This is a genomic window from Streptomyces sp. NPDC094034 (assembly GCF_040303865.1).
In the GTDB taxonomy this organism is placed as follows: domain Bacteria; phylum Actinomycetota; class Actinomycetes; order Streptomycetales; family Streptomycetaceae; genus Streptomyces.
In genome coordinates, this window is record NZ_JBEOUD010000047.1 from 24,486 (window position 1) to 42,564 (window position 18,079).

Annotated in this window: 11 protein-coding genes; 9 read left to right on the top strand and 2 right to left on the bottom strand. The window is 73.2% G+C overall.

Going from position 1 to position 18,079, the window contains the following annotated elements; genetic code table 11:
• Positions 1 to 118 precede the first annotated feature (118 nt).
• The 8 genes from ABTZ59_RS30735 to ABTZ59_RS30770 all read left to right on the top strand — a co-directional run bounded on the left by ABTZ59_RS30735 (position 119) and on the right by ABTZ59_RS30770 (position 15,077).
• Positions 119 to 2,263 carry a hypothetical protein gene (locus ABTZ59_RS30735; protein WP_351420417.1) on the top strand — a complete coding sequence of 715 codons (2,145 nt, stop codon included), beginning with the start codon at positions 119 to 121 and terminating at the stop codon, positions 2,261 to 2,263.
• An 8-nt stretch (positions 2,264 to 2,271) separates the two neighbouring features.
• Positions 2,272 to 3,516: a hypothetical protein gene (locus tag ABTZ59_RS30740; protein ID WP_351420419.1), complete on the top strand. Its 1,245-nt coding sequence runs from the start codon at positions 2,272 to 2,274 to the stop codon at positions 3,514 to 3,516.
• The gene (locus tag ABTZ59_RS30745) at positions 3,513 to 6,617 is read left to right on the top strand and encodes a hypothetical protein (protein ID WP_351420421.1); all 3,105 of its coding nucleotides are present in this window, start codon (positions 3,513 to 3,515) and stop codon (positions 6,615 to 6,617) included. The genes ABTZ59_RS30740 and ABTZ59_RS30745 overlap by 4 nt, the downstream gene beginning before the upstream one ends.
• Positions 6,614 to 8,077 carry a hypothetical protein gene (locus tag ABTZ59_RS30750; RefSeq protein ID WP_351420423.1) on the top strand — a complete coding sequence of 488 codons (1,464 nt, stop codon included), beginning with the start codon at positions 6,614 to 6,616 and terminating at the stop codon, positions 8,075 to 8,077. The genes ABTZ59_RS30745 and ABTZ59_RS30750 overlap by 4 nt, the downstream gene beginning before the upstream one ends.
• A gap of 64 nt (positions 8,078 to 8,141) precedes the next feature.
• The gene (locus ABTZ59_RS30755) at positions 8,142 to 10,166 is read left to right on the top strand and encodes a vWA domain-containing protein (protein WP_351420426.1); all 2,025 of its coding nucleotides are present in this window, start codon (positions 8,142 to 8,144) and stop codon (positions 10,164 to 10,166) included.
• A complete protein-coding gene (locus ABTZ59_RS30760) occupies positions 10,163 to 10,933 on the top strand; it encodes a 4Fe-4S single cluster domain-containing protein (protein ID WP_351420429.1) in 771 nt (256 codons plus the stop codon). The genes ABTZ59_RS30755 and ABTZ59_RS30760 overlap by 4 nt, the downstream gene beginning before the upstream one ends.
• A gap of 2 nt (positions 10,934 to 10,935) precedes the next feature.
• Positions 10,936 to 12,342: a coiled-coil domain-containing protein gene (locus tag ABTZ59_RS30765; RefSeq protein ID WP_351420433.1), complete on the top strand. Its 1,407-nt coding sequence runs from the start codon at positions 10,936 to 10,938 to the stop codon at positions 12,340 to 12,342.
• Positions 12,339 to 15,077: an AAA family ATPase gene (locus ABTZ59_RS30770; RefSeq protein ID WP_351420436.1), complete on the top strand. Its 2,739-nt coding sequence runs from the start codon at positions 12,339 to 12,341 to the stop codon at positions 15,075 to 15,077. The genes ABTZ59_RS30765 and ABTZ59_RS30770 overlap by 4 nt, the downstream gene beginning before the upstream one ends.
• A 99-nt stretch (positions 15,078 to 15,176) precedes the next feature.
• Here the strand turns inward: ABTZ59_RS30770 and ABTZ59_RS30775 are convergent, their stop codons facing one another.
• Positions 15,177 to 16,172 (bottom strand): coiled-coil domain-containing protein, encoded by a 996-nt coding sequence (locus ABTZ59_RS30775; RefSeq protein ID WP_351420440.1) that lies wholly within the window; start codon positions 16,170 to 16,172, stop codon positions 15,177 to 15,179.
• A 202-nt stretch (positions 16,173 to 16,374) separates the two neighbouring features.
• On the opposite strand from ABTZ59_RS30775, the gene ABTZ59_RS30780 reads away from it, so the two are divergent.
• Positions 16,375 to 16,704: a hypothetical protein gene (locus ABTZ59_RS30780; RefSeq protein ID WP_351420442.1), complete on the top strand. Its 330-nt coding sequence runs from the start codon at positions 16,375 to 16,377 to the stop codon at positions 16,702 to 16,704.
• A 265-nt stretch (positions 16,705 to 16,969) separates the two neighbouring features.
• On the opposite strand, the gene ychF is transcribed toward ABTZ59_RS30780, so the two are convergent.
• Positions 16,970 to 18,058, bottom strand: a complete 1,089-nt coding sequence (gene ychF / locus ABTZ59_RS30785) for a redox-regulated ATPase YchF (RefSeq protein ID WP_351420449.1) — start codon at positions 18,056 to 18,058, stop codon at positions 16,970 to 16,972.
• Between the last annotated feature and the right edge of the window lie 21 nt (positions 18,059 to 18,079).

An 18,079-nucleotide genomic window follows, 5' to 3' on the forward strand; every position in this document is an offset into this window, starting at 1 on the left:
CCCCCTGAACACAAAGGAGTTGACCAACCAGCCCAGTGTGGCTGGGCACCCCTCCCGGGCTCTTCACCACGGAGCGGAGGCAGGGGACGGACATGACATCCATCAAGGGCGGCGCCGGGTGCGTACATTGCTCCGGGCCGCGCTGAGAGGGCGCGCCGCGAAGATGCCGCTCTCTCCCGGAGCTGACGAAATACGGTCGGGCCCGGCGGTGTGCTGCCCGGCCTGCCTCCACCCGGAACGGGGCGAACGACACTGCCCGGTATGCGGATTCCCGCTCGGCGGCGACCCGGTTCTGGGGGCCGCGACCGAGGAGGACCATCGGGCCGCGGCGGCCGAACTGGCGGCCGCCGCGCACACCTGGGACCTCGCCGCGGCCCGGCGCGCGCTGAGCGATCCGGCCCCGCGCGCCGAGATCGCCGAGATCGCCGGGCTGCTGCGCCCGGCCCCCGCCGGAATTCCGCACGTCAGTCCTGAGGGAACGCCGGGAACGCCCGGTCCCGTGGGAACGCCGGCCCCGTCGGGAACGCCCGACCCCGCGGTGGCCACCGAGCCGGCCGCCCTGACCGATCTGCTGCGCGGGCTCACCACCGGCGCGCCGGCCGAGCTGCTGTTCGTCCAGTTCGGCACCCAACGCGCGGCCGTGGTACGGGCGTTCGCCGACACCGCCGGTCTGCCGCACGCGCGCCCGCACGCCGAGACCTCCTGGACCGAACTGGTCCCCGGGCTCGGCCCCGGGGACGGCGCGCGCCGCTTCCAACTCGCCGGCGGCGTGGGCACCGTCGAGCCGGTGGACCGCCCGGCCTTCGACCGGGCCGTGCGCGACTGGCTGCACGCTGTCGTGCCCGGCGCGTGCGAGAGGACGGGCACCCGGACGAGCGTGGTGGTGCTGCTCCGCGGCGGCACCGGCTGGACTCTTCTCGACCGGGCCGCCGCCGTGTTGCGCGAGACCTGCGCGACGAGTGCCGAGAGCGCCCCGGACCCGACGCCAGGTCCGGGCACGGCGTCCACCGCCACGGCCCGGGTCCGCCGGCTGCTGCGCGGCGTGCCGCTGCGCGAACCGCACACCCTGCTGCTGGCGCGGGCCGGAACCGGCGCGGGTGACCACGTTCCGGTGGAGCTCCATCACCACATTCTGTTCGAGGCCGGTCTGCGGCTCGCGCCCGGTGAGACCCGGACGGCCTCGGTCACGGTGTACGGCGGCCCCCCGACGCCGCCCCGCGCGCCCGAGGCGGGAGTCCCGCCGGGCGGCTCCACCGCGCCCTCCGGGACCGTGCCCGTCGTACTGCCGCTGCTCGCCGGTCGCTACCGCCCGGAAGACCGCCACCCCGCACTCCTCGGCCTGCCCCGCACCGAACTGCCCGCACTCGGCTCGGCGCACCTCACCTTCGTCCTGCGCGGTCCGGGCGAGATCGAGGTGCGCGCGGACGCCGGAGACACCCTGGCCGAGGCACGGGCCGAACGGAGACAGAGCCTGCACGCCGTGGTCCACGGCGTACCGCGGTTCCTTCCCCGGCCCAGACCCCTGGAGCTCATCTGCGCGGTGGAGATGTCCGGCGCCGACCGGTCCGAGGTCGCCGAGCGCGTCGGTTTCACGAGCGACCTGATCCGCGCAGCGGAGCGCCACAGCGGCGCGGGCGGCGGGCTACGGGTCGCGGTGATCGGCTACTACCACCACGCGCCCCGCAACGAGCACCAGCGGGACCGCGACCTCATCACGTACGTACGGCCGGGCCCACCCGACCGGGCACAACGCCAACTGCGGGAGCTGTCCCCGGAGATACGGCCCCGCGACACCCTCACGTCCTCATTGGAGGACGCGCTCGGGACCGCGGCCAAACTGGCCGCCGGGCCGCGTGCCGAGCGCGCCGAGCGGGTCGACCGGGTGCTTCTGGTGGTCGGCAGCCGGCCACCGGCGCTGCCCGCGCAGGACGGTCTGGTGCCCGGCTGCCCGCGCGCCGTGGACTGGCGCGAGCAGCTGGGGACCCTGCGCCACCGGGGCGTACGCGTCGGTGTCCGGGCCGAGCCTTTCGCGGCGCCCGCCACTCCCGGGGTGCCCAGCGGGGACCGGCTGCGCCGCTACCTCGCCCGAACCTGGCAGGACCTGACGGGCACGGACCGTCTCCTCTTCCGGCCCGGCACCGACTCGGCGGAACGGGCGGCGCTCGCCTTCACCGCCGGACAGGAACGCGACAGCGACGGCTGTCCGCTGGCCTTCGCCGCACCGCCACTGCCCCCACGCCCATCCGATCTGCCGAGGAGCTGACCCACTCCATGACGACACCGACGCATCAACCCGACCCGGGCTCCGGGGACAACATGGACGGAGCACGCTCCTCGGACGAGGAGCGCTCCCCGAACGGGCACTCCGACGCGAGCCGCAGCTGGCAGCCGCTCGGCCGCGGCGGCGCGCCCGGCGCCGCCGTACCGCCTCACCTGCCGCCGCCACTGCCCTCGTACGACCCGCCGCGGCCCGCCGCCCCCGACAACCATTCCGTGGCCGACCAGGTCATCCCGCCGATCGGCGTACCGCAGCTCCGGGGCGCCTCTCCCGCCGGTGTCAGGATCGGTGTGTGGGGAGCCTCCGGTTCCGGGAAGACGACGTTCCTGGGCGCCGTGCCGATCGCCGCGATACAGCACCAGCGGCGCGGCCTGGCGAACTGGGTGGTCGCCGGCATGGACCCCTCCTCCACGGAGTTCCTGCACGAAAGCGTGGACCTGCTGGTGTCGGAGCAGCGGTTCCCGCAGGCGAGCCGCGCGCAGCGGGACATCAGATGGTCGTTCTCCGGCGAGCTGCGGGGAGGATGGGGCTTCGGTGCCCGCCCGGTCACCTTCGCGCTCGAAGTGCTCGACCTCCCCGGGGAGGCGTTCAACCCCAGGTCCAACCAGGTCGGCGAGGAACTGCACGACCGGGCCGTGACCCATCTGACGAACTGCGGCGGCCTTGTCTATCTGTTCGACCCGCTCCTGGACGCCAACCAGCAGACCACGAGCATCAATTACTTCTTCGGGATGGCCAGTCAGATCGCCGGCCGGGTGCGCGACGAGGGCCGGCTCCTCGCCAACGGCCGGCTGCCGCACCACGTCGCGGTGTGCATCACCAAATTCGACCACCCGGACGTCTTCGAACCGGCGCTGCGGGCCGGCTGGGTCACCCAGGAGCGGACGGGCGACATCCCGCGCGTCCCCGACCACCAGGCCCCGGGCTTCTTCGACTGGATGTGCGACAGCTTCCGCGGCGGCAGCGCCCGGCTGGTCCGTGACGCACTCCGCAACTTCTTCCACCCCGACCGGATGTCCTACCACGCCAGCTCCGCCATCGGCTTCCGGCTCAACCCCTACAACCAGTTCGACTACCGCAGTTACGTCAATGTGGAGCCGGACGGCGCACGCATCTGCGGTTCTCCGCCGATGCCGATCAACATCCTCGAACCGCTGATGACCCTTGAGAAAGGTCTGCGGGGCACCACCCCACGGCCGCCGAGCGGCGGCCGGTTCCGGTGGGGGCGGCGGAGGTGAGCGGGCCGCCGGCCGGCCGCCCGGTGCGCGCCGCCTGGTCCCTCCAGGGCAAGGCACCGGGCCAGGTGGCCTACGACGTACAGGCGGGCAACGTGGACCCCCGGATCGCCCAGAAGTACTTCTGGGACGCGTCCACGGAGACGCCACGCCCCGACCGCCCCCATGCCCCCGACGCGCTGCCCTGGGTGGCGTTCCTCGGCGGCACCGAGTCCGGCGGGCCCGTGACAGGCCTGGTGGAGACCATCTGGTCGGGCGGGCGGGACGCCACCGGCCGGATCAGCTACGCGGCCCGGCTGCTGCTCCTCGACTGGCAGCCGACCAGCGGCGCGGGGCTCACCTGGTCCTCGCTCTACAACGCCGCGCTGGACGCGGAGTGGCCGGCCATGGACGCGGACGCCCCGTATCCCCCGCATCCCCCGCACATCGTTCTCGACGCGGCACCCGCCGATGTCGCACAGCTGGCCCGGTACATCGACCAGAACATCCAGTTCGAGTGGGCCGCGCGGTCCGCCGCGCTGCTCCTTGAGGGACGACACGTGGTCATCACCCTCTCCCCCGAGCACGCCGGTCTGCACGCGGTCACCCGGGTAGCCGTGCTCGACGGGATCTGCGCTCTCCTGCCGTACGGCAGTCGCGCCTGGCTGTCGGCCGCGACCTGGGCCGGTCATGGCGCCGATCACGAGCTGCGGCTGACCTTCGCGCTGCGTCCCAGGGGAAATCAGTGCCATGCCGTGCTCGCCGGGCAGCCGCCGCAGGAGCCCGGCTCACGTGAGGGCCGTGCCTATCTGGCGGAGCTGCTGCGGCTGCGCCGGAAGATGGGCATCGAGACCTTGCTCACCCACCTGCTGTCCCATCGCGCGCCGCTGTCCCCGCTCGACGCCGAACAGGCGCTGCGGCACCTGCGGGACCTCGACCTCCGGTCGGTGGTGTTGGCGGACATCGACCGGGGTACAGGCCAGCCGGCCGATGTGGTCCGGTTGCTGAGCCTGTGCCCGTTGGACCACCTGCCCGAGGGGGAGGCCGCCATGGTGGCCCGTCATCTGGCGCTCGCCACTCTGCCCGGCGGACGCTCCGAGGCGGAGCGCGAGCAGGCCCGGAGCCTGCTTCTGGAGCACTGGTCCCCACGGGTCGGCCAGGCGCTCGCGGACGAACTCAACTCCTGGCCCGTCGAGAGACAGACCCTTCAGCGGGTGTGCGCCGTCCTCGATCTGGCGGTCGCGGCGGGGCCCCGGGACCGGCGGGCCCACGCCGTGGTCCTGGCCGGCTATCTCGACGGGGGCACGGCGGCCATGACGCCGGAGGGCCTGTCGTCGCGGAGTCAGAACCTGCACGCCCTGCGGCAGGGTCTGGACGAGGACACCGCGGCCGCCGTGCGCGACGTCTTGGTCCGCCGTCCCGAACTGACCCTGGCCTGGCTCGACTTCAACGCCGGGCGGAACACCCTGGACGACCGGATGGTGAGGGAACTGCTGCGCTGGCCGGAGCGGGTGAGCGAACCGCCGCTCTGGCCGAGCGGGGCGGACGAACCGCCGCGCACGCGGGACAGGGCGGACGAACCGCCGCTCGCGCGGGAGGGGGCGGGCAAGCGGACCGCCCCGGACTGGCTGCGCGGCGCCGCCCTGATCCACCGCGGACCGCCGGCTCCCGCGACCCTCCCGGGTCCTCCAGGTTTCACGGGTCCTCCGGGTTTCCCGGATCTCCCGGGTCCTCCGGCTCGCCCGACCCTCCCGGCTCGCCCGACCGTCCCGGTCGACCGGGACGCACTCGACGCGTTCGCCGGAATCTCCACGACGGCCTGGCGCACCGGTCTGAGCCTGGCCTGCCACGCCCGTAATCCGGACGCGCTCTCCTGGCTTCACCCGGAGCTGTACGAGGTCGCGACGGGACGCAGCGGCACCGACAGGGACCGGGGTTTCCTGCTCGACCAGATCGACATCCTCGTACCGAAGCGGCCCGGCCTCCCGGGAGCGCACGCCGCCTGGGCCGATCTGCTCCAGTTCCTTCTGCTCGGCCAGGGCATGCAACGGTCCCGCCTCATCGCGGACGACGACGAGGCGGCCGTCGAGTACGCCGCCGTCCTGAGGCGGGAGGTGCCCCAGCTGGGGCTGGGGAGCCGGGGACAGGCCGCGCTGGCCTCGGGGCTGGTCGGTGAACGGCTCGATCAGGTCCCGTACCGGGTCCTGTCGGAGCTGACGCACCCTCAAGTCCTGTCTGGCGGACCCACGGATGAGCCGACCCGACCCCGGGTTGAGCCGACCCCGTCCCAGGCTGGGCCGACCCGCCTTCCTGGGTCCTTGGCCCAGGGCGGTCCGGAGACCTGGGAGGGCCCGCTGCTCGACCGGATCGCCGAGTTGTTGGCCAACGCCGGGGACTGGATCACGCATGGCATGCCCGCGCGATGGGAGCAGCGTCTGAGGGACCGACCCGGCCTCCAGTGGCTGGCCCACACCGCCGAGATCCGTCGGCTCGCGGCCACCCGCAGCGCCGCTCCCGAGACGCTGGGCGACGCCATCGTGCGGGCGAGCCCCAACTCCCGCTACGTCAGGAACGCCCAGCAGACCGTCGAGTATCCCTCGGCCGTACTTGATGCGATCAGACCCTGGCTCCACGATCACATGGGACGCCCCGACGCGGTCCATCGACTGGCCGGGTACCTCAACCGGACCTCCCCGCAGCGTTTCCTCGGCGATCTGCTCTATTACTCCATCGCTCAGCCCCGGTTCGGCGAACTGGTCAGGCAGCGGGTACTGGAAGGTCACGAGGAGATGAGGGACGGCGTCGAGTACGCGATCAAACTCCTGCGCCAGAGGCCCTCCCGCCGACAGCCGACGGCGCCCGTGCCGACACCCGGACGGCCCGTACCTCACGGACCCGGCGGCCCTGGCGGATCCGGCGGACCCGGCACCCCTGGTGGACACGGCGGCCTCGGCGGACCCGGCGGCCTCGGCGGACAGGGGTTCTTGCCGGGGACACCGGGATCCTCCGGTGGCGGGCCGTACGGCGAACCGCCCCGCCCGGCACCCGGCGACTACGCCGAGCCCGGCCGGAGCACAAAATCCCTGCTGCGCTGGCTGGGGCTCCGAGGGGGTGACCGCGCGTGAACTCGCCGTACGCCCGTACCCACGCGGACAGCCACCCGCAGGCCCAGGCACCCGCCCACACCCTCGCCCTGGACATCGGCGTCCGCTACGCGCGGCTCGCCGTCGCACGGCCCGGCGCCGGGCCGCCGTGTCCGGTGTCGCTGCCCGGTGACCTGCCGGGCGAGGGACTGCCGCTCTCCGCCGCCGTGCGCGGTCGGCCGATCGACGCGTTGCGCGAGGCGTACGGCGCCTACCTCGCCCGGTACGGTCCGCCCGCCGGGGCCGTGGTGGTCCTGCCGCGCCGCAGCGCCCGCGAGTTGGCCGGACTCGCGACGGCCGCCCTCACCGCGGATGGCTGCCCACGGGCCCGCGCGATCGGCACCGCGCACGCGCTGCTCGCCCTCGTCCGGCACACCGCGGGCGGGACGGCCGACGCCGGAGAGTATCTGGTGTGCGATGTCGGGGCGCGCGCCGTCGACGCCGCGCGCTGCACACTGGCCGGGTCCTCGGTACTCCTTCACGCCACCGCGGAGGCGACGGGACCGAGTGGTCTGCTGGGAACGGCACTTGACGCGAGCCTCCTCGCCGCCGCCGGTCTGTCCGACGACGAGGAGGGGCATCGCGCTCTTGCCGCGGCCCGCCGGGACGACCCCGGCGGGCGCCGCTTGGGGCTCTCCGTGGCCCAGGCGATGAGTCGCCCCGACCCCTTCGACGACACCGTGGTCTACCGCCTGGCCGACCGGGACATCACCGCGGGGACCGTACGGACGTCGCTGCCCCCGCTGGTCGACGCGGTACGCCGGGCTCTGTCCGAGATCGCCGCGCCGCCCGGCGGCACCCGGCCGCCCCCACTGCTGCTCGCGGGAGGTCTGGCCCGACTCCAGCCGCTCATAAAGCAGTTGGGGGAGAGTCATCGGCTGCTTCCGCTGCCCCCTGAGGTGGATCCCGGGTACGCGGCGGCGGCCGGTGGCGCGCTGGTGGCCGCCGGGCTCGCCGACCCGGGTGACCGCTATCCGTACGCCGTTCGTATCAGCACCCACAGCCGCACGGCCGGACGACTGCGCACCGAGGAGCTTCAACTGTCCGCCCCCGGGGCCCTGGAGCCGGGCGGTGACACCGTGTTCGCCGTACGGGCGGGCCGGCCGGCCGAGGTGCTTCCCGACGCGGCGGCCAGGCGCCCGCTGCGGGTCGAGGCCGTCGGCCCCGACGGCCGCCCGGTGCCGCTGCCGGACATCACGCTGCCCACCGGCGTGCCGGACGGGCTCTGCCGGGTGGGCGTCCGGGTCGGCGCGGACGGGACGGCCGCCCTTGTGCTGCGCCCGGTCGCGGCCGGCCCGATCGCGGATGACCTGGTCGCGGCCGGCCCGATCGCGGATGACCTGGTCGCGGCCGGCCCGATCGCGGATGACCGGGTGGCGGATGGCCCGGACACCGAGACCCGCGTACCGCTCGGCCCCCTGCCCGTCCCACCCGAAACCTGAGCCGTTCCACCGCCCCTGACCAGACCGCCCCTGACAGGTGCCGCGTCCGAGGAGCCCACACGTGATGAACAAGCCACCGCCGCCGCAACCGAGATCGGGACGCACACGCGTCCACGCCGTCCACCGCACCATCGCCTCGCTCGCCGCCCTGGTGCTCACGGCCTTGGCCACCACGGCGGCCGGGTCGCCGGCGACCGGGATTCCCGCAGCTGGGAGTCCTGCGGCCGGGACTCCCGCGGCAGGGACTCCCGCGACCGGGACCTCCGCGACCGAGACTCCCGCGACCGGATCGGAGCCCGGCCGCACCGAGATATACGCCGAACTCGGCCTGGACGAACTCCCCGCCGATTACGTCATCCTGGTGGATGTCTCCGGCTCGATGCTGAGCAAGGGGCGGTACGCGTCGGTCCGGTCGGCGCTGCTGTCGTTCCTGAAGAGCCTGTCACCTCGCGACTACGTCGCTCTGTTCACCTTCGGGAGCAAGACCGAGACGGTCTATCTGGGCCGCCCGTCCGACCCGGCGGGCATCATCGACAAGCTGCCCGCCCGCGCCGGTCCCTCCGGCGTGCGCACCGACATCGGCGCCGCCCTGGACCGTGGCCTGGCCGAGCTGGAGCGGCCGGGCGCCGCCGAGGTCGGCTCCGTGGTGATGTTCACCGACGGCAAGCACGAGCCCGCGAAGGGCTCCCGGTACCCCAAGGCCGACGGGCCGGCCTGGGACGCGCTGCGTGACCGGGGCGCCGAACTGGCCGGGCGACGCGAACTGGCCGCCTACTCACTGCCGTTGGCGACCGACGAGTCCGGCACCGCGCAGTTGGCCCGCGTCGTTCCGAAGACCACCGAGCTGCGGCCGGAGTCCGTGCAGGACCTCTCCGAATATCTCGGCCGGGCCGCCGAGCGGTCCCGGGCGCGCAAGGCCGCGCGGCTGGTCGCGCCGGACGCGGGCAAGGGCGTCACCGCCACGTGGTCGCCCGCCGGGACGCTCGGCCTGGGCAGCGGCGGGGCGGCGGTCACACTGACGCTGACCGCCACGACCGCGCGGGTGCCGCTGACCGTGACCGGACTCAAAGCGACCCTGAAGGGGCAGCCGCTCACCGTCACCGGCCTGCCGGACCGGGTGTCCCTGAAGCCGGGCGCGGCACGGCGGTTCGACGTCCAGGTGCGGGGCGAGCCCGACGCGGGCGCACTGCCGATCCGGCGGACCTGGGAGTCCGAGGTCGGTCTCACCGTGCACGGCGAGGTCACGACGCCCTGGGCGGCCACGCTCGACGACGTGACGTTCAAGGTGCCGACGGCGGTGGACGGACCGGACAAGGGTCCCCGGCTGCGGGCCGAGGTCGGCTCGCCGCTGGCCCTGCCGCTGCTGATCGGTGTCCCGGTGGCGGCCCTCCTCGCGGCCCTGCTGCTCTGGGTGCGCCGTAACCGGGCGGTCCTGAGCGGTGTGCTGGTGCTGTCCCCGGCCTCGGTGTCGGCTCCGGCCTCGATGTCGGCCTCGGCGCCCGGCGGCGGCCCGCAGGACCATGTCGTCCTGCGCGGGCGGCGGTTGGCTCTCGCGCCGCGCCGGATCGGAGGCAGCGGCAGCGTGCACGGCCGCCGGTTCCGGACGGACGACGGCCGTCGCGGGATCGCCCTGCACCTCCGCTACAGCCCGGACGGCACGCCGGCCCGGAGCGCGAACGCCGTCTGCCGGCCGGGCGACGAAGTGGTGATCAACGGCATCGCCTTCACCTACCGGCCGGACCCCGGCGGGCAGCCCGGGGCGTCGGTCGCACCGGAAGCCGGTACCGGTGCGGAAGCTGGTACCGGTGCCGCTGCGGATGCCGGTGCCCGTGCCGCTGCGAATGCCGGTGCTGATGCCGGTGCGGGTGCCCGTGTGCCGACCGGCCCCGCGCCGATCCCGCGCCCCGGATCACTTCCGCCGCGTGGGGACGGGCCCTGGCGCGGCGCCCCGCCGCCACCCGCACAACCACCGCTACCTTCCGCGCGACCACCGCTACCGCCCGCGCGGCCCGCGCAGCCCGTGCGGCCGCCCGCGCAGCCGCCCGTGATACGCGACCGGCCCGCGGCCTCCGAATCGGACCTGCCATGACCGGCCACGACCTCAATGTCGCCGCCACGCGGGTCGGCACCCACGCCCTGGGCCCCGGGCGACGGTCGGTGGTATGGGTGCAGGGCTGCCCGTTCCGTTGCGTGGGCTGTCTGGCACCGGAGTGGATCCCGGACCGCCCGGCCCGGCGCCTGGCCCCCTCGCGACTGGCCGACGAACTGCTCGCCGACCCCGCCGTGACAGGTCTGACGCTCTCCGGCGGCGAGCCGATGGCCCAGGCCGCCGGGCTCGCCGCGCTGGTCCGCGCGGCCCGCGCACGGCGGGACCTCTCGGTGATCTGCTTCACGGGCTACCGCCTGGAACGGCTGCGAGCCCGACCGCCGGCTCCCGGGGTCACCGAACTCGTCGGCCTCGTCGATGTGTTGATCGACGGTCAGTACGTCGCCCGCCTGGACGACGGCAAGGGGCTGCGAGGCAGCGGCAACCAGCGCGTCCACCACCTCACGCCCCGGCTCGCCGGAAGGGGATACGACTTCACCGGCGGGCCGCGTACCGCCGAGATCACGGTGGACGGGCCCACCGCCCTGCTGGTCGGGGTGCCGCCTCCGGGGTTGCTCGCGGCCTTCGACTCCGCCGTGGAGCACATCCGTTCACGGCCGACATCCCACCCACGCGAAACCGGCCGACGGACAACCGGCCAACTCGACACCGGCCAACGCGGCACCGGCCAACGCGACACCGGCCAACGCGGCATCGACCCACGCGGCACCGACCAACCAGCGGACAACCGACCAGGTGAGGACAACTGACCATGAGCGGCAAGAAGCACATCCTGGTGGACGAGACGGAGTGGTACCAGGCCCAGCGTGCGGCCCAGAACCTCAGGCAGGTCCGGCGCGACGTTCCCCGGCTCCTCAACGAGGTCAGGCGGCGGACCGAGGCCGATCAGGCCCGTACCCGCGCCGAGTTGGAGGAGCACGCCCGCCGGACGGAGCAGGCGCTCTCCGGCCTCTCGGCGCACACCCGGCGACTGGAGCAGGACACCGGCCGCAGGCTGCGTGAGCAGTCCGAGCGCCTGCACAAGGATCTGCGGCACACCGCGGACCGGCTCGAACGCGACACCCGTACCGCGCTCGACGAACAGCGCGCGGCCCTGGAGCGTGAGCTGGCCGCCGAACGCGACCAGCGGCACCGCGACATCGCCGCCCTCACCGGACACGTCGACGAGCTCACGGGACGCGTCGACGAGCTCGCCGGGAACCGCGAGCGCGCCGCGACCGCCACACGGGGCTGGCTCGCCGACGGCGTCACGATGTCCGAATTCATCGCCACCACCCTGCCGCACGAACGACACGCCCCCGGCAGGCTCGACCGGCTCCGCCTGGACCTCGACACCGCGCGGCAGAACAGCGACATCGGCCACTACGAGGCCGCGCTCTCCCTCGCGCAGCGCGCCTACCTCGACCTCAGCGAACTACGCCTCGACATCGAGCACCGGGAACTGGAACGCCGGCTCGCCGCGACCGCGGCCACCGACGCCCTCGTCCTGGTCGAGACGCTGCTCACCGAGAACGAGGTCAGGCCGGTCATGGGCCCCGACGGGCAGCCGCTGCCCGGTGTCGAACTCGACGTGGACCACTGGTCGGAGGGCGAGCTCAAGGAGTTGCGCGAGCAACTGGCCGAGCGGCTGACCCGGGCCAGGGACGACGCCACGACCGCCGCCCAGCAGCGCGAACTGACCGCTGAGGCAGCGGACTTGGAGCACCGACTCGGCGAAATCGTCGACCGGGCGGGTATGCGGCAGCTCGCCTCCCAGCTCCGTGTGAACCTCGCCGACTCGGTGGCCGAGACGCTGTCCCGTATCGGCGCCTATGAGCTGGCGGACGGCGAGTACCAGGACGAGGACGAGCGCCGCTCGTACCACGCGGTCCTCCAGCACGCGAACGGCAACAAGATCGTGGTGCAGGTCCTGCCCGCGCCGGACGGTGAGGCCGGACAGGTGCTGCGGGTCCTCTCGTACGACTACGACACGGTCGCGGAACGCGAGATCAGGGACCGGGCCGAGGCGGTGCGGCGCGCGCTCCAGGAGGACGGGCACCCGACCGGTCCCCTGGAGACGGAGCTCGGTGTCCCGGAGCCGGAGGCCACCGACCTGAACCGGATCCGGCGGAACCGCGCCCAGCCGGGCAAGCACACCGCGCCCGGCGGCTCCTCATGACCGGCCGGCTCGGCTCCCGCTTCGCCGACCTGCGGCTGAGTATCGGGGAACCGTTCACCGTGCTGTACGGGCCCGGCGTGGACGACACCTTCGTCGGTGCCGACTACCAGGAACGAAATCTGGACGCCGCGCTGTGGCATCTGCTGCGCGCCGAATCCTGCGCGTATGTGGCGTTCAGCTCCCAGCGCCGACCGCTGTACTTCCTGGACCCGGACTCCGAGGCGCGGTCCCGGCCCGGTGGCCGCGACCGGACCGACGCGTCGGCGCGGCCACCGGCGGGACAGGAGGGGTCGGCGGGACAGGAGGGGTCGGCGGGACAGAAGGGGTCGGCGGGACAGAAGGGGTCGGCGGGACAGAAGGGGTCGGCGGGATCGGCGGGATCGGAGAAATCAGCGGGATCGACGGGAACCGAGGGGCCGGGCCTGATGCGCCATCCCCGCCTGCGCGGTCCGCTCGGCCGGCTGGTGGTCCGCCCGCCCGCCGGTGCGCGGAACGCCACGACCGCCGGTGGGCGCCCCACCGCGCCCGCCGAGCCCGGGCCGCCGCGTACCCTCTCCGACCCCTTCACCGTCATGACCCTGTCCGGATATCTGGCGGACCCCCCGCGCCGCACGGCCGTGGTGTTCACGGACGCGGAGAGCAGCCTGCGGCACACCGACGCCACGCGCCCCCTGGACACCTTCTTCGGCGACTGGGCACGGCACGGCGACTACGACCACCCCATCGTCCTGGTCTTCGCGCGCGAGACCTTCGACGCCTGTGTGGAGTACGTCGAATCGCTGCACGGCTACCCCGGACTGGCCGCCCGGCTGCGCCGGCAGGGCGCGCCGTCCGCCCGTATCGGCTACCCGGACGAGGCCGAACTGCACTGCCTCGTACAGCGGTTGCGGCTGCGCCACGGGCTCCGTATCGGCAACTGGCGCGAACTGGACACCGTGGTACGGGCGATGGCGGCCCAACCGCTCACCGTGAAGAACTGGCGCAGCAATCTGCTGTCCCTCGGCGACACCCCGCTCAGCGGCAAGGAGCTGGCCGAGCGTGGCTGGCTCCCCCGCTCGGCCGGACAGCGCTCGGGGGCGCTCGCGGACCGGGACACGCGGTCGGCCGAAGAGCAGCTGAACGACCTGCCGGGCCTGGAACCCGTGAAGAAGCACCTCAGAGAGCTGCGCAGGCGGGTGGTCAACGAACAGCTGCTGCGCGCGGAGGGGCGCGGCGTGGACGCGGAAAGGGGCTCCCCCCACCTGCTGTTCGCCGGTCCGCCCGGTACCGGGAAGACCACGGTGGCCCGGCTCGTCGGCGAGATGTACCGGGAGATGGGTGTGCTGAGCCACGGCCGTGTGGTGGAGGCACGGCTCGACGACATGATCGCCGGCTATGTCGGACAGACCCCCGGCAAGGCCAACGCCGTGATGGACGAGGCCATGAACGGGGTGCTGTTCCTCGACGAGGTGCGCGGCCTGAGCAGCGACAACGGCAGCTTCGACCGGGACCTCGTGCAGCCTCTGCTCACCCGGCTGGAGAACGACCGGGACCGGTTCGTGGTGATCGCGGCCGGATACCCGGACAAGATCGATGAGTTCCTCGCCTCCGACCACGGCTTCCCCCGCCGGTTCGGCCATCGCATCGACTTCCCCGACTACCCGCCGGACGTCCTGCACACCATCCTGCTGCGGTACTTGGCGACAAGCGGCCTGGAATGGGACGAGACGGTGGCCGATCAACTCCTTCAGGTCGTCACCGAGCTGTACGCCACGCGCCGCCCCGACTTCGGCAACGCGGGCACCATGCGTGAGCTCAGCGGCAAGATCTTCACCTGCTGGGCCAACCGGGTCGGAGAGGACATCAAGCAGCCGCTCACCATCGAGGACCTGCCGGAGGAGTACCGCGGTCTGCTGCCCCCGCCCGTGCCCGCGCACGGCGACGGCGCCCTGCTGGCCGAGCTGGACAACATGGTCGGCCTCGCCTCGGTGCGCGAGGCGATCACCGGCCTGGCCGACCGTATCCGGCTGCGCCAGGCTCGGGGCAGAGCCGTGCCCGCGCCCCCGCACACGCTGTTCATGGGGCCGCCCGGCACCGGCAAAACGTCCGTGGCACGCGCCGTCGGCACGATGCTCCGCGGCCTCGGACTGCTGCGCCGGGGCCATGTCGTCGAGGTCACCCGCGCCGACCTGGTCGGCGAGTACGTCGGTCACACCGCGCCCCGGGTCCGCGCGGCCGTGCATGAGGCCCTTGACGGGGTCCTCTTCATCGACGAGGCGTACAGCCTCACCGCAGGCTCCGCCATCCATGGCGCCGACTTCGGCAAGGAGGCCATCGACACTCTCGTCCGGGAGATGGAGCACTGGAACGACCGGCTCGTGGTGATCGCCGCGGGATATTCGCGCGAAATGGACGAGTTCCTCCGCAGCAACAGCGGCCTGCCCTCCCGCTTCCAGCTGCGCGTGGAGTTCCCGTCGTACAGCACCGAGGAGCTTGTCGAGGTGCTGCGCAGGGCCGCCGAAACCGAGGGCTACACCCTCACACCGGAGGTCGCCGAGCGGGGCGGGCGATGGCTCGACGCCCGGCGCCGTACCGATCCCACCGGCTTCGGCAACGCCCGCGAGGTACGTGGTCTGCTCGCCGCCATGGAGGCCCGCCTCTCCCGCCGCCTCGGAAGCGGCCGGGCGGGGACGGTGCCGACCGCCACCGACTACTCCACGTTCACCGTGGACGACGTCCCCGCCCCTGGAGACTGATCGAGCCCGGCAGGGCGACCTGCCGGGCCCCGCCTCCCTGATCCCTCCGGATACCGGCCCCGCTCGCTGTACGGGCGCGTCCCTCACCCGGCGCGTCCCTCATCCAGCGCATTCCTCATCCAGCGCCGCCCGCAGCACCCGATCGATCTCGGCCAGGTGGCGTTCCACATCGGCGGCGTCCGCGCGCGCCCGCTCCAGCGCCGTACCGTCCCCGACGAGCCGTTCCGCGCGACCGTCCCCGGCCGCGTCACCGTCGACGCGGTGCCGGGCGGACAGCGCCTCCGCCAACTCCCGGTCCGCCCGCGCATAGCGCCTCAGCTCCGGAATCCGCTCCCCGAGCTCGGCGCGGACCGCGTCGAGGCGCCCGCGCAGCGCATCCAGCTCGGAGGTGGTCCGGGCCAGCTCCCGTTCCTCGGCGGCAAGCCGCTCACCGCTCTCCTCGGCCCGGTGCAGCGCCTCGCGGACGCGCGGCCCGAGCGCGTCCAGCTGGTCCTCGCTGAGCCGCACCAATGTGCCGCAGTCCGCGGCCAGAGTCCGCTCGGCGGAGTCGTCCCGGCCGCGCAGGGCCTTCAGGCGTTCGTCCACCACCCGTTGCTGACCGCTCAGCGCGTCCAGCGCGTCCACCAGGCGTTCGAGCCGACGCAGCTCCGCGATCCGCTCCCGCAACTCGGCGTGGTCCGCGAGGCGTTGACGCAGCTCTTCCTCGGCGGCGGCAAGCCGCTCCAGGGTCGCCCGATCGTCGCGCAACCGCTCGTGGAGCGAGGTGAGTTCCGCCAGCCGCTTGTCCAGCTGCTCGGTCAGCCGCTGACCGGGCCGGGCGGCCGCCACCAGGCGCGGCGCCTCTGCGGCCAGTGCCGGCAGCTCCTCCAGCGCGTCGAACAGGCCGAACAGCCCCTCAAGCGCGGCGACGCCATCGCCGTCGCGCGCCTCCGCGAGCGCCGCCGCGGCCCACCGGAGCGAGGCCCCCAGTGCCGAAAGGGCCGCTGGGGCCCCGGCACCGTCCGTGAGCGCACCGCGCAGTTCCTGACGAGCCCGCCCACCCGGGGACATGTCGTCCGCGACCGTCATCCGCACCCCCGATGATTCCCTGTTCACACCGCCGTCCGAGGCAGCGTAGCGCCGAAGTCCCCGCCGGTATCGGCACTCGCAGGGCCTGGCTCTTCATGTCCTGTCGATGGCGCGAACACCTCCCTCTTCAGGTCCGAATACGCGTGCGGGGCGGGCCTGTTCGGACCTGAACCACGGATCGTGCGACCGGGCCGTCGCCGGATGTGTGGACGAGGGCGGAGGGGGAACCGTGACTGAGGCGGCGCGGTACAAGGTGCCGGAGGGCTCCGAACCGATCGTGAAGGTCGCCGACGATGCCCACCCCGCCCCGGAAGGAGCCCCCGTACCCGTGCCCCACCCCACACCGGAAAGCACCCCCACACCGGCCGCCGGCACCCCGCATCCCGTGGAACCCGTGCTGACCGCACGGGTGTTGGCCCTGCTCGGCGATGTCGCCGCCGCCGAGCAGCAGCCACGCGAGGCCCGCCACTGGTACCGCCGCGCCCTGGACACCCCGGACGACGACCAGGCCCACGACCACGCCCGCACGGCCCTCGAAACCCACCCGGCCGCGCCCTGAGGCGTGTCCCGCGGTGCGCGGGTCATACGGCAGCGTGTCGGGGATGGCCGGGGCCAGTCCCTGACGAGGATCCCGGTCAGCGGTGTCACACCCACGACGCCCCCACGTCGCCGCCCCCGCTCCCCCACCTCGCATTCCACCCCCACGCCCCGCCCCCGCCACTTGTGCCCGGGCACGGTCACGACGCGGGGGCCGGCCCCGGACGGGACCGACCCCATGTGACCCGTAAGTTTGCCGGATCAGCGAAGTGGCGGTAGGTCACCCGCTACACATTGAAGCGGAACTCGACCACGTCGCCGTCCTGCATCACGTACTCCTTGCCCTCCATACGGGCCTTGCCCGCCGCGCGGGCTTCCGCCACCGAGCCCGTTTCGACCAGGTCGGCGAAGGAGATGACCTCGGCCTTGATGAAGCCCTTCTGGAAGTCGGTATGGATCACACCGGCCGCCTCGGGGGCCGTCGCGCCCTTCTTGATCGTCCAGGCGCGGGATTCCTTGGGGCCCGCCGTCAGGTAGGTCTGGAGGCCCAGGGTGCGGAAGCCGACGTGGGCGAGGGTGGCGAGGCCCGGTTCTTCCTGGCCCACCGACTGGAGGAGTTCCAGGGCCTCGTCGTCGGCCAGTTCGGCGAGGTCGGACTCCAGCTTGGCGTTGAGGAAGATCGCCTCGGCGGGGGCGACCAGGGCGCGCTGTTCGTCCTTGAAGGTGTCGTCCGTCAGTGCGTCCTCGTCGACGTTGAAGACGTAGAGGAAGGGCTTCGTGGTGAGCAGGTGCAGCTCGCGCAGGGGTTCGGCCTTCTCGGTGCCCTGGAGGATGCCGGCCGAGAAGAGGGTCTCGCCGGTCTCCAGGATGGCCTGGGCCTCCTCGATGGCCTTGACCTGGGCCACGACATCCTTCTTGATGCGCGACTCGCGCTGGAGGCGGGGGAGGACCTTCTCAATCGTCTGGAGGTCGGCGAGGATCAGCTCGGTGTTGATCGTCTCGATGTCGTCCTTGGGCGAGACCTTGCCGTCGACATGGACGACGTTCTCGTCCTTGAAGGCCCGGATGACCTGGCAGATCGCGTCCGATTCACGGATGTTCGCCAGGAACTTGTTGCCCAGGCCCTCACCCTCGGAGGCGCCGCGCACGATGCCGGCGATGTCGACGAAGTCGACCGTGGCCGGGAGGATCTTCTGCGAGCCGAAGATCTCCGCGAGCCTGTCCAGACGCGGGTCCGGCACGCCGACCACGCCGACGTTCGGCTCAATGGTGGCGAACGGGTAGTTGGCCGCCAGCACGTCGTTCTTGGTCAGGGCGTTGAACAGGGTCGACTTGCCGACATTCGGCAGACCGACGATTCCGATCGTGAGCGACACGTTGGCGACTTCCTGAAGTGA

Coding starts and splice junctions, on each gene's coding strand:
- ABTZ59_RS30770 (WP_351420436.1), top strand. CDS start 12,339: ATGACCGGCCGGCTCGGCTCCCGCTTCGCCGACCTGCGGCTGAGTATC.
- ABTZ59_RS30765 (WP_351420433.1), top strand. CDS start 10,936: ATGAGCGGCAAGAAGCACATCCTGGTGGACGAGACGGAGTGGTACCAG.
- ABTZ59_RS30760 (WP_351420429.1), top strand. CDS start 10,163: ATGACCGGCCACGACCTCAATGTCGCCGCCACGCGGGTCGGCACCCAC.
- ABTZ59_RS30740 (WP_351420419.1), top strand. CDS start 2,272: ATGACGACACCGACGCATCAACCCGACCCGGGCTCCGGGGACAACATG.
- ABTZ59_RS30755 (WP_351420426.1), top strand. CDS start 8,142: ATGAACAAGCCACCGCCGCCGCAACCGAGATCGGGACGCACACGCGTC.